Source organism: Embleya sp. NPDC001921, assembly GCF_053594475.1.
This window is the reverse complement of the sequence record NZ_JBSFEO010000084.1, coordinates 16,967-27,806: the sequence shown is the minus strand read 5'-3', so window position 1 is coordinate 27,806 and position 10,840 is coordinate 16,967. Positions and strand designations below refer to the sequence as shown.

The window sequence follows — 10,840 nt, the reverse complement described above, 5'->3', positions numbered from 1 at the left end:
CGATCGAGTCGGGCCCGTTCGGGACGCGGACGACGGCGGTGCGGAAAGTGCGGGTGCTCATGGCTTTGTTCCCTCGCGGTGGGAGTGATCGTTTCGGTGCTCCATGCTGGTTTCGTTAACCTCGTGACGAAAGACGGCACTTGAAAGTGCGTAAGCCCACATCGGGTGGGGAAGGAGCGATCGATGTCGACGCGGACGGCGGCCCAGCAGCGGGCCGAGGAGAAGACGAGCTACAACGCGTTCATGGCGGGTTGTCCCAGCCGCCAACTGTTCGAACGGATCTCCGACAAGTGGGTCGCGTTGATCCTCGCGGCGCTCGGCAGCGACGGCCCGCATCGTCCCGGAGTCGACCACGGCGACGGGCCTCGGTCGATGCGCTATTCCGAACTGTCCCGCCGGCTCGCGGGCGCGAGCCAGAAGATGCTCACCCAGACCCTGCGCGCCCTCGAAGGCGACGGCCTGGTAACCCGGACCGTCACGCCCACCGTGCCCGTCACCGTCACCTACGAGCTCACCGAACTCGGTCTGTCCCTGAACCGCGTCATGGTCGGCCTCAAGGACTGGGCCGAAACACACATGACCGAAGTACTCGCCCACCGCGAGGAACACCACCGCGCGGCAGCCGAACACTGAGCTTGCGGTCTGAACCCGCAGCCGGACGAACCGGGGCGTTCGGCTGTGTTCCGTGAGTGGAGTCCGCACCGGTTTCCCGGCGTGAGAGCGTCCGCGAGCCGGGTGGGCAGGTCAGCGAATTCGCGGACGAACCCGTCGAATCCACCACGCTTTCGAACCGCCGGCCGGCTGCCCGCGCCGACTGGTCAAGACGGGACCCACCGGTCGCGCGGTACCGGCGTCGACCCGATCCGGCGCGCCGGCCGGGGGCGCGGAGTGTTCGTTTCCCGCACACCGACGCGGCGACGGCCCGCGCCACGCGGTGCGGGCCGTCGCCCATGGGCTTCTTGCAACACGCTTCAGTCGATTGCGGCGAGCACGTCGCGCAGGTCGACGAACTTGAAGCCGGTGGCCTCGCGGTCGCCGTCGCCCGGGGTCTCCTGGCCGTCCTGGACGACCATCAGGCCCTTCGGGTAGCGCGCGCCGAGCGGGGCGTTCAGGACGGCGGCGCCGTCGCAGACCTCGGAGCCGTCCAAGGTGGCGGAGGCGCTGGTGATCCGGAAACCTCCCTCGTACTCATTGTCGTCGTCCAATTCGCGATCGTAGGCGACGAAGGTGTTGTCACCCTGGCTGGAGGCGAGCAGGTAGCCGTCGCCGTCCGACTCGGTGAGCAGCGTCAGGCCCTCGACGTCGGCGCTCAGATGCCGGCCGCCGTAGCCCGGGTCGGCACCGGAGGTGCACTCCTCGGTCTCCTCGTCGTACGTGCCCGGCACGCCGAACTCGCGGACCTTGTCGAGGAGTTCCGGCGGGCCGGTGAGGTCGGCCGGGATGCGCCAGATGCCGACGTCCTCCTGCCCCGCGTACAGCGTGCCGTTCGCCGGGTCCACCACCATGCCCTCCACCTGCGGGAGTTCGCCGGGCTCGCCGCACGGGGCCCAGGTGGTGCCGTTGGGCAGCGGGAAGGCGGCCGGCAGGTCCAGGGTACGGACCTGACGGTAGGTCACGGTGCCGGCCCGGGTGGCGGTCAGCTCCAGCAAGGCGATCCGGGTACGGTTGCGTTGGCTGGCCAGCGCGTAGCTGCGGCCGGTGCGCGGGTCGGTCCAGGTGGCCAGGCCGTAGGCGGTGGCCTGCTCGTTGATCTCCGCCTGGTCTGCGGAGAACACCGGCCGGACGGCGGGGTCGGTGACGTCGGTGAGCGGGCCGCCCGGGCGGTCGCGGTCGATCCGGTAGATCCGCAGCCGGTCGTTGCCGCGGTCGGTGACCACCGCGAGATCGGCGCGGGCGCCACCGAGGCGCATCCCGTGCAGGAGGTCGACGTTGTTGAACCGGCCGGGGGCGTCGTCCTCGCCGGGCCCGGCCGGGGCCGCGAGCGTCTGCACCTGGCGGGCCTCCAGGTCGTAGACCCGCAGGCCGCCCTGCTTGGCGGTGGCGATCACCAGGCTGCGGCCCGGGGCGGCGGCGTTCCGCCAAATCGCCGGGTCGTCCGCGTTGGCGTCGCCGCCCGCCTCGTCGTCGAACAGTGGGGCGGTCTCCGCCCGGGGGTGCACCACCGGGAGGCGGGCGGCCTCGGCGGGGAAGGCGAGTGTCGCGGGCAGCAGCACGGCCGCGAACAGGGCTGCAGCGCGCGTGGTGTGGCGAATCTTCATGTCACGGACCCTGGCGCAGCCGGATGGCCCACCAACGATCACCTACCGACCGGTAGGTAAATATTGGGTGCACAGGCGCCTCCAACTGTCGTTGTCGCATGCGGCGGTTGGAGTCGTTCGCGGTGGAGGTGTACGCGCCGTTGCGGCGGGCGGACCAACGGGCACAGCTCCTGGAATTCCCGTCGAACTCGTCGCGGGGTGACGTCTACGCTGGTGGCACCGCCCCTGCCAAGACCTCGTACGTCCGACCGGTGAAAGTCGGTGGAGGTGAACGAAGCGGGTGTCCCGTCGTTGGTGCGACAGGGGCATCACGACGCCCGACCCAGGGGACGTGCGGTCCGGTTGCCGTCGGACAACAACCTCGTTGCACTCCACAGGGGGGTTTCCTAGAGTCCCGAGAATGCTGCCTTCAGTGAAGACCGATGCGGAATGGGACGCCGTCGTCGCGGACGAAACGGTGATGCGACCCGGTGCCGAGGATATTTGCGCCCGTCTCGGTTTCGCGGGTGCGCCGCTGACCCGGTTCGCCGACGGAACACAGCCCGTCTATGCGGTGGGCACGGAACACGTCCTCAAGCTGTTTCCCTCGTCCGCCGCCCATGACGGTGTCGTCGAGGGCCGCGTGCTGTCCCACATCCAGGGGCAACTGCCGATCCCGACGCCCCGGGTACGCGACTTCGGTCCGTATGAAAACGGCTGGCAATACGTCCTCATGTCCCGACTGCCCGGTGAGAATCTCGCGCGGGCCTGGCAGCGCGTGCCCCGGGAGGACCGCGAACGACTGGTCACCGAGATCGGCGCCGCACTCGCCGTTCTTCACTCGCTCGACATCGAGCCCCTGGGCGACGTGCTCGGCCCCGGCGACTGGGGGGCCTTCGTCGATCGACAGACCGACACCGCCACCGACCGGCAGCTCGCCCATGGCCTCTCCCAGGCCTGGCTGGAACAGATTCCCGCATTCCTGGCGTCCGTACCCCTGCCGCGCTCCCCGCACCGCAGCCTCCTGCACACCGAAGTCATGCGGGCTCACCTGCTCGTCGATCCCGACGGCTGGCGCCTGACCGGACTCTTCGACTTCGAACCCGCCGCGATCGGCGACCACGCCTACGACTTCGTCGGAGTCGGCCTGTTCGTCACGGGTGGAGACCCGGCGCTGCTCACCAGGCTCACCACGTCCTACGGACGCGACTTCGATCCCCGTGTGCTTCTCGCCTACACACTCCTGCACAGGTACAGCAATCTCCCCTGGTACATGCGCGAACTTCCCACACCCGCCGAAGGAACCCTGGACACCCTCGCCGAAACCTGGTTCGGAACGAAGTGAGGCGACATCGAGGCCGCGACGCGAAGTGGCAGCGAGAGGCCGACCCCGGTCCGCGGCGGTCAGCGGGTGTCGTAGCGCCGGCGTGAGTCGGCGACGTGGGTGCGGTGGGCGTCGGCCCAGGTGATCAGCCCGGCGACGTGGTCGGAGAGGGTGGCGCCCACCGCGGTGAGGGTGTAGTCGACGCGGGGCGGGGAGGTGGGGGTGACGGTGCGGTCCACGAGGCCGTCGCGTTCGAGGCTGCGCAGGGTGAGGGTGAGCATGCGCTGGGAGATGCCGTCGATGCGGCGCCGGAGTTCCGAGTAGCGCTTGGGGCCGTCGGCGAGGAGATCCATCACCAGCACGCTCCACTTGTCCCCGACCCGGTCGAGGACGTCGCGCAGTCGGCAGGTGGGGTGGGACGCGTCGATGGGTGCGCGCACATCGGTGTGCGTTGGGCGGGTGAAAGTGCCTTCTTCCGTCACATCGGCATTCTCGACCAGACTCCGAGTGCACACAAGAAGTAACCAGCGCACAGAAAGTGCTGCACCTCATGAGCCTTGACCCGGCCTCCCCGCTCCCGCGTCCCGGCCCACGGCCGACGACCACCGGCCGGGAGATCCCCCACGACCAACTCGACCAGTTCTCTCCCCCGGGGATCCGGGCGGCCCTGGTCCGCGAAGCCGAAGCCCTGCCAGGGGTGTTCACCGGTCCGAGCCAGGTGTCCGAGCCGTCGTCACTGGCACTGCGCCTGCACCGGCCGACCGGCCCGTGGGAGGCGTACCTGCACCCCAGCCGCGACGAGTTCGCCCACGTGCACCGTGCAGGGTTCATGCACCTGACCGTGCCACGGCCGCTGTTGGACCCGCTCACACGCGCCGGATGGGCCGAGCCGCATCCGATCGGTCTGCGCCCCGCATGGCCCGACACGATCGTCATGCTGTACGCCCCGCGCGACGAGGACGAACTGGCCTTGGCCTCGGCCGTCCTGCGCGCCTCCTGGCGGCACGCGTCGCCGCCGTCCGCGCCGAGTGCCTGAACTCGGCAGCCCGACAGACCTGTACTCCACCATTCACAGAAAGGCCGACCATGCGTGCAGTGGCGTTTCACGACTTCGGTGATTCCCCCGCGTCGACAGAGCTGCCGACACCCGAGCCCGGCCCCGGCGAGGTGCTCGTGCGGGTCCGGGCCGCATCGCTCAACGGCTTCGACCTGGGCGTGCTCGGCGGGATGATGCGCGGGGTGCTGGAGTACGACTTCCCCGTGGTTCTCGGCAAGGACTTCGCCGGCGAAATAGCCGCATCGGGCGCGGGGGTGACCGGGTTGAACGTGGGCGACGCGGTGTTCGGCGTGGTCATGCGGCCGGCACTCGGGCCGGGCAGCTTCGCGCAGTACGTCGTGGTGAACGCCGACTACGGTCTGGCCCGGATTCCGGACGGCCTGGCCCCGACCCGCGCCGCCGCCCTCGCACTGGCCGGCACCGCGGCCCTGAACGCGGTGGACGCCGTGTCGCCCGCTCCGGGCGAGACCGTCCTCGTGGTCGGGGCCACCGGTGGCGTGGGGGCCTACGCCGTCCAGTTGGCCGCTTCCCGCGGCTGCACGGTGATAGCCACCGCCGAGCCCGGCGCCCAAGCCGCGTTCGTCACCGGACTGGGCGCGACCCACACCGTCGAACCGGCCGAACTCCCCGACCAGGTGCAGGCGATAGCCCCGGACGGCGTACAAGCGGCCCTGCACCTCGCGGGTGAGGGACCCGTTGTCGCGGGGCTGCTGGCCCCGGGCGGCCGGTTGGCGTCGACGCTGCACTACGCCCCGGATGCGGTGACACGAGGCATCACCTCGACAACGATCATGGCCGACCCGTCCGCCGCGACCCTGGGGCGGCTTGCCGCGGAGGCCGCCTCCGGACGCCTGCGGATTCCGGTGGCCCGGACCTATGGCCTCGACGAGGTCCCCCAGGCGATAGCCGAGTTCACACGCGGCGCGGTCGGCAAGTTCGTCGTGCACATCTGACCGTCCCGACCGACGTCGCGCCGCCTGGTCGCACGCCGGGGCCCGACCGGCGGCGCGGGCGTCGAGCAGCACCTGTATACCGACTCCGACGTGGCGGTGCCGACGTCCGCCGCGTCCTGATCGTCAACGGCATCGACGTCGGCTCGCGCCGGCAGGCCGAGGGGTCTCTCCGGCGGGCACGGCGCCGGGGACGTCTCCGGTGCCGGGGCGAGCGGTCCCGGTCCGGCACCGGTCTCGGTCCCGGGCCCGGCACGGGTCTCGGCCCCGGCCCGGCACCGGTCCCAGCCCGGCACCGGTCCCGGCCCGGCACCGGTCCCGGCCCGGCACCGGCCTGGCGCGGCCCGACCCGGCCCGGCCCGGCTCAGGATTCGTTCCGGTTCGCGTTCCCGTCCCAGTCCCGCAATCGGCGCAGCGAGTGTCCGGTCGTCGACTTGCACAGGAACTCGGCGCGCTCGTAGGACAGTCGGCCGCGTCCGGTCCGGGGGCAGATGTCGTCCGGGCCCAAGACGGCCGCCCGTGCCGGTCCAGGGCGCCGGTCGGCGAGGAACACCGGTCCCCGGGGCCGGCCGTCCAGGAGTTCGGGCAGGAGTGCGGCGGTTCCGGAGCGCCAGGTGATCCACGCGGGGCCACGCCGATCCGGCCGCCGGTCCGCGCGGCGGGCTCGTCGCTCCGGCAGGTCGAGGTCCTGGACGTCGAGGGCCAGTACGGCGGTGACCGTGGCGCCCGACTCGCGCAGCAGCGTCCACAACGCGCGCTCCCGCAACGGGGCTTCCACGTCCCCCGGCCACGCCGTTCCGGGCGGGACCGGGGCAGGCGCCGGCGCGGGGCGACGTTGGGGCACCCGCTGGGGGATGGCCGCGTCGAGGCCCGGGGTGTGCGTCCACGCCCCGAACGCCCGTACGGCGGAGCGGTGTCGGTTCCAGGTGGCCGCCGCCACGCCGCCCCACGACACGCGGAAGGCGCCGGCGACCTGATCGGCCGTCAGCGATGTGAGCGGCATCCCCACGCCCAGGGCGAGCCGCAGTCGCCACAACGTCTGTCCGTAGGAGCGGGCGGTCGCCGGCGCGAGCCGTTCTTGGGCCAGAAACGCGTCGACGGCCTCGCCGAACGTCCGTGTGGACGCGTCCCCCAACGGGATCGTCTCGGCACGACGCGTCAGGTAGGCGCGTTCGGCGACGTTCCGGGTCAGCAGCGCCGCGCGCTCGAAGTCGCGGCGGGCCTCCTCGCCGCGCCCCAGGCGCAGAAGCAGGTCGCCGCGCACGCCGGGGAGCAGGTGGTAGTCGCGGAGTGCGGGGTCCGAGGTGAGCGTGTCGACGAGGGCGAGGCCGGCTGCGGGGCCGTCCGCCATTCCCACCGCGATCGCCTGGTTGAGCCGCACCACGGCGGTGGGCAGGATTCGGGCGAGGGCGGCGTACAGCCCGGCGATCCGCGCCCAGTCGGTCTCCTCGGCGGTGCGCGCCCGGGCGTGGCAGACGGCGATCGCGGCCTGCAACACGTACGGGCCGGGCCGGCCGGGCGTGCCGGCCGTGCGGGCCCGCAACATCGCCGCGAAGCCGCGGCGGATGAGCAACTGGTCCCAGCGTCCCCGGTTTTGCGTGTGCAGCGGGACGGGTTCTCCGGCGGGGCCGGTGCGCGCTGCCGTACGGGACGCCTGGATCTCCATCAGCGCCACCAGGCCGTGCACTTCCGCCTCGTCGGGCATCGACTCGGCGAGCAGGCGCCCCAACCGCAGCGCCTCCAGGCACAGGCCGGGCCGCATCAGGTCCTCGCCCGAGGTCGCCGAATAGCCCTCGTTGAAGATCAGGTAGACGACCTCCATGACGGAGGACAGGCGTTCGGCCAGCTCGGCGCCGTCCGGGAGTTCGAACGGCACCCGCTCCTCGGCGAGCGTGCGCTTGGCCGTCGCGATGCGGCGGGCGATCAGCGGCTCGACGCCGAGGAACGCGCGGGCGATCTCGGATGCGGTGAGTCCACCGAGCAGCCGCAGGGTCAGGGCGACGCGTGCCTCGGTCGGCAGGACGGGGTGGCAGGAGACGAACATCAGCCGCAGCACGTCGTCCTGCTCGGACTCCGGCTCGGCGGCCCCGAGGTCGTACTCGGGACCGCCGACACCGTCGTGCAACCGCCGCCGCTCGGCCAGGTCGCGCGCGAGGTGTTCGCCGTGTTCCGCGGTCCGCCGGTCGCGGCGGATGTGGTCGACGGCGCGGCGCTTGGCGACGGTGGTGAGCCAGGAGGCCGGATTGTCCGGGACACCCGACTCCGGCCATTGTTCCAGCGCCGCGACCAGCGCGTCCTGCGCCAACTCCTCGGCCACGCCGACGTCGCGCACCATGCGGGTGAGCGCGGCGACGATACGGGCCGACTCCATCCTCCAGATCGCGTCGACCGTGCGGTGGACGTCCGTCACGGACCGAAGACCTCCTGGATCACGCTCTCGCCGTCACCGACGATCCTCCGGAACCGGCGGCCCAACTCGACCGCCTCCTCCTTGGAGCGGACCTCGACCAGGGCGAAGCCGACGACCGCCTCCTTGGACTCGGCGAACGGACCGTCCGTGACGGTGACCTCGCCGCCCTCGGACACCAGCCGGACGCCGCCCGGTTCGAGCCCGCCGGTGGCCAGCAGCACGCCCGCGGCGCTGAGTTCGTCGATGAAGGCGCCCATCTCGGCGAACAGCTTCTCGTCGGGAGCCTTCGCGTTCTCCGAGGCCTTGGACGTCATCAGGTAGCGCATGGTGTTCCTCCGGTTTCGTCTCGCCCGGCCGGATCGCCGGGGCACGCCGATACGTCGTCCCGGCGATGTGACAGGGAATTCGAGTATTCCCCGTCGTATCAGCCGATCGACGACGGTGCGAGCCCCACGGAGGAAAGGCGTCGTGGTGACACGTGTGTCGTCGGACAACGAGGTGGCTCAAGGTCACCCGCCGCGGTGCCCGCACAAAGAAGATCGTCAGGACCGATGAAGTCGTGGACGGCCCGATGGTCTCCACGACCGCCAACCAACGAGGAAACGAGAAGTTCGATGCGCATTGTGATCGGTGAGTTCGTCAGCCTGGACGGCGTGATGCAGGCCCCCGGCGGGCCGGAGGAGGACACCGACGGCGGGTTCGCCCACGGCGGCTGGACGCACCCGTTCTTCGACCCGCAGGTGATGGGCGGCGCCCTCGCCGCATGGGCCGCCGACACCGACGCACTGCTTTTCGGGCGCCGCACCTGGCAGGTCATGGCCGCGGCCTGGCCGGGGCGGGCCGGCGACCCGTTCGCCGACCACATGAACTCGGTGGCCAAGTACGTCGTCTCCGGCACGCTGGGCGAGGACGACCTCACGTGGAACAACACCACCCTCGTCCCCGGCGGCGAGGCCATGGACCGGATCCGGAAGCTGCGCGGAAGCGAGGGTCGGGACCTGGTGGTGATGGGCAGCCTCTCGCTCGCCCGCACCCTCCTGGCCGAAGGGCTGGTCGACGAGCTGCGGCTGATGATCATGCCGGTGCTCCTCGGCGGCGGAAAGACGATCTACCCGGACGACGGCGCACTGCGCACGCTCGAACTGGTCTCCACCGTGGTCAGCGGCACGGGTGTGCACGTGTGCACCTACCGACCGGCGGCAGCGGCGTAGTCCGCGCCTGAGGCCGCCTTCCGGCGACCCGAGGCGACGAGAGCGCGGCCGGGCCCAGCGCCCGGCCGCGCCGACTCGATCAACGCGTACCCCCACATCCACCGCAGTCGCACCCGCGTGGCCATGATCACCGCGTGCGTCCGGGGGGTTCGACCCCCGTCGCTCGGGTCGTAGCGTCGCCGAGGAGTGGGAGCAGCCGCAGCCGAACCCGGTGCTTGCCGCGGTGGGGGTGCCTCAGCCCTCGGCGTGCGGTGGATTCAGGCCGCGGCGACTCGGCGCGCTCCGGTCCCGGGTCGGCTGCCCCGCAGGGCAGCGCGCAGGGTCGGGGCCAGTATGCGGCGTACCTCGGCTGCCGAGAGGCGCGTGGACGCGGGCAGCGGTTGCAGGTACCGCGTGAAGATCAGTCCGCCGATCACGGTGACCACGGCGGTCGCACGCTCGGTCGCCTCCGTACCGCCGAGATATTCAGCAATCTGCGGCAACACCTCCCCGTCGAGGTACTCCCGCAGCACGCCCATCACGTCCTCGTCCTGCAGAGCTTCGCGGTTGACCACCGTCGCGTCCCACACGTCCGTGACGGCCCGCAGGATCCGGTCGGCGACGCCGGCGGGGTCGCCCCGCAGCGCCTGGGCGAGTCCGAGCGACCGGGCGCACTGCAACTCCGTGACCTCGCCGAACAGTTGCTGCTTCGAGCCGAAGTGGTACTTGATCAGCGCCTGGTCCACGCCCGCCGCGGCGGCGACGGCCCGCAGCGTCGTGCGGCGGTATCCGTGCTCGAGGAACAGGCCGCGGGCGGCCTCGGCGATGCGTGCTCTGGTCGGCGGATTGCCCCGCGGACGGCCCCGGGTTTTATTCATCGTCTTTGAATACCACGCTCTCGCATCGGCAGAGTCGTCGTTGTCGAGCCCCGCCGAACGTCCGGGGCGGGAACAAGGAGCGAACTCATGCGCATCGCCGTCTTCGGAGCCACCGGACCGACCGGCCGCCGGCTCACCGACCAGGCCCTCGCCGCCGGCCACCGGGTCACCGCGGTCTCCCGCCGAGCGGACGCCCTGCCCTCGCGCGCCGGCCTGACCGTCGCCGTGGTGGACGTGGCCGACGCGGCCGCCGTCGCGGCGGCGGTCGCGGGCAGCGGCGCGGTCGTCTCGGCCCTGGGCGTGCCGCCGACCCGGGAGAGGGTCACCGTCTACTCGGACGGGGTACAAAACATCCTCGCCGGCATGGAACAGCACGGCGTCAAGCGCCTCGTGGCAGTCAGCTCCAGCGTGGCGGACCCGAACTGGCGGCCCACCGGCGAGCACTTCTTCAACCTCGTCATGGATCCCCTGGTCAACCGCAAGGTGGCGAAGACCGCACACGACGACATGCGCCGCATGGAGGCCCTCCTGCGAGAGAGCGGCCTGGACTGGACCGTCGTCCGCCCGGGCGGACTGTTCGAACACCCCGAAGTGACGGACTACGAAGTCGGCGAGGACAGCGTCGACGCGCTCTACACCGCGCGGACCGACCTCGCCGCCGCCATGCTGAGTCGGCTGGAGGACAGCCGGTTCGTCCGCAAGGCCATGGGAGTCGCCACCCGGGACGTCAGGATGAGCATCCCCAGGCTGATCTGGCGTCAGGCCAGGGCCCGGAAGGCGGCGGGAGGGTGAAG

The 10,840-nt window shown here is 71.6% G+C and carries 11 protein-coding genes; 6 read left to right on the top strand and 5 right to left on the bottom strand.

What is annotated here, in order from left to right:
- Positions 1-183 precede the first annotated feature (183 nt).
- Complete coding sequence (locus tag ACWCPW_RS49100) at positions 184-633, top strand: winged helix-turn-helix transcriptional regulator (RefSeq protein ID WP_449768166.1); 450 nt, start codon at positions 184-186, stop codon at positions 631-633.
- A gap of 338 nt (positions 634-971) precedes the next feature.
- Here ACWCPW_RS49100 and ACWCPW_RS49095 read toward each other — a convergent pair whose 3' ends face one another.
- On the bottom strand, positions 972-2,258 hold the full coding sequence (locus ACWCPW_RS49095; RefSeq protein ID WP_449768165.1) for a phytase: 1,287 nt from the start codon (positions 2,256-2,258) through the stop codon (positions 972-974).
- Between the two features lie 400 nt (positions 2,259-2,658).
- On the opposite strand from ACWCPW_RS49095, the gene ACWCPW_RS49090 reads away from it, so the two are divergent.
- Positions 2,659-3,582 carry a phosphotransferase family protein gene (locus ACWCPW_RS49090; RefSeq protein ID WP_449768164.1) on the top strand — a complete coding sequence of 308 codons (924 nt, stop codon included), beginning with the start codon at positions 2,659-2,661 and terminating at the stop codon, positions 3,580-3,582.
- Between the two features lie 59 nt (positions 3,583-3,641).
- On the opposite strand, the gene ACWCPW_RS49085 is transcribed toward ACWCPW_RS49090, so the two are convergent.
- Entirely contained in the window at positions 3,642-4,001 is a 360-nt protein-coding gene (locus ACWCPW_RS49085; protein ID WP_449768163.1) for a winged helix-turn-helix transcriptional regulator, read from the bottom strand.
- A gap of 110 nt (positions 4,002-4,111) precedes the next feature.
- Here ACWCPW_RS49085 and ACWCPW_RS49080 point away from each other — a divergent pair, with 110 nt between their 5' ends.
- Both ACWCPW_RS49080 and ACWCPW_RS49075 read left to right on the top strand, forming a co-directional pair.
- Positions 4,112-4,597 carry a luciferase domain-containing protein gene (locus ACWCPW_RS49080; RefSeq protein WP_449768162.1) on the top strand — a complete coding sequence of 162 codons (486 nt, stop codon included), beginning with the start codon at positions 4,112-4,114 and terminating at the stop codon, positions 4,595-4,597.
- Between the two features lie 50 nt (positions 4,598-4,647).
- Entirely contained in the window at positions 4,648-5,571 is a 924-nt protein-coding gene (locus ACWCPW_RS49075; RefSeq protein ID WP_449768161.1) for an NADP-dependent oxidoreductase, read from the top strand.
- A 361-nt stretch (positions 5,572-5,932) separates the two neighbouring features.
- Here the strand turns inward: ACWCPW_RS49075 and ACWCPW_RS49070 are convergent, their stop codons facing one another.
- Both ACWCPW_RS49070 and ACWCPW_RS49065 read right to left on the bottom strand, forming a co-directional pair.
- Positions 5,933-7,978, bottom strand: a complete 2,046-nt coding sequence (locus tag ACWCPW_RS49070; RefSeq protein WP_449768160.1) for a DUF6596 domain-containing protein — start codon at positions 7,976-7,978, stop codon at positions 5,933-5,935.
- Positions 7,975-8,304, bottom strand: a complete 330-nt coding sequence (locus ACWCPW_RS49065; protein ID WP_449768159.1) for a YciI family protein — start codon at positions 8,302-8,304, stop codon at positions 7,975-7,977. Before ACWCPW_RS49065 ends, ACWCPW_RS49070 begins: the two co-directional genes overlap by 4 nt.
- A gap of 288 nt (positions 8,305-8,592) precedes the next feature.
- On the opposite strand from ACWCPW_RS49065, the gene ACWCPW_RS49060 reads away from it, so the two are divergent.
- Positions 8,593-9,189 carry a dihydrofolate reductase family protein gene (locus tag ACWCPW_RS49060; RefSeq protein WP_449768158.1) on the top strand — a complete coding sequence of 199 codons (597 nt, stop codon included), beginning with the start codon at positions 8,593-8,595 and terminating at the stop codon, positions 9,187-9,189.
- A gap of 257 nt (positions 9,190-9,446) precedes the next feature.
- On the opposite strand, the gene ACWCPW_RS49055 is transcribed toward ACWCPW_RS49060, so the two are convergent.
- The gene (locus ACWCPW_RS49055) at positions 9,447-10,046 is read right to left on the bottom strand and encodes a TetR/AcrR family transcriptional regulator (RefSeq protein ID WP_449768157.1); all 600 of its coding nucleotides are present in this window, start codon (positions 10,044-10,046) and stop codon (positions 9,447-9,449) included.
- Between the two features lie 87 nt (positions 10,047-10,133).
- Between ACWCPW_RS49055 and ACWCPW_RS49050 the strand changes: the two genes are divergently transcribed.
- Positions 10,134-10,838: an NAD(P)-dependent oxidoreductase gene (locus tag ACWCPW_RS49050; RefSeq protein ID WP_449768156.1), complete on the top strand. Its 705-nt coding sequence runs from the start codon at positions 10,134-10,136 to the stop codon at positions 10,836-10,838.
- Positions 10,839-10,840 lie beyond the last annotated feature (2 nt).

What these genes read in the sequence shown, in the direction of transcription:
- ACWCPW_RS49050 (WP_449768156.1), top strand. Translation starts at nt 10,134, where the DNA reads ATGCGCATCGCCGTCTTCGGAGCCACCGGACCGACCGGCCGCCGGCTC.
- ACWCPW_RS49060 (WP_449768158.1), top strand. Translation starts at nt 8,593, where the DNA reads ATGCGCATTGTGATCGGTGAGTTCGTCAGCCTGGACGGCGTGATGCAG.
- ACWCPW_RS49065 (WP_449768159.1), bottom strand. Translation starts at nt 8,304, where the DNA reads ATGCGCTACCTGATGACGTCCAAGGCCTCGGAGAACGCGAAGGCTCCC.
- ACWCPW_RS49055 (WP_449768157.1), bottom strand. Translation starts at nt 10,046, where the DNA reads ATGAATAAAACCCGGGGCCGTCCGCGGGGCAATCCGCCGACCAGAGCA.
- ACWCPW_RS49095 (WP_449768165.1), bottom strand. Translation starts at nt 2,258, where the DNA reads ATGAAGATTCGCCACACCACGCGCGCTGCAGCCCTGTTCGCGGCCGTG.
- ACWCPW_RS49100 (WP_449768166.1), top strand. Translation starts at nt 184, where the DNA reads ATGTCGACGCGGACGGCGGCCCAGCAGCGGGCCGAGGAGAAGACGAGC.
- ACWCPW_RS49080 (WP_449768162.1), top strand. Translation starts at nt 4,112, where the DNA reads ATGAGCCTTGACCCGGCCTCCCCGCTCCCGCGTCCCGGCCCACGGCCG.
- ACWCPW_RS49090 (WP_449768164.1), top strand. Translation starts at nt 2,659, where the DNA reads ATGCTGCCTTCAGTGAAGACCGATGCGGAATGGGACGCCGTCGTCGCG.
- ACWCPW_RS49075 (WP_449768161.1), top strand. Translation starts at nt 4,648, where the DNA reads ATGCGTGCAGTGGCGTTTCACGACTTCGGTGATTCCCCCGCGTCGACA.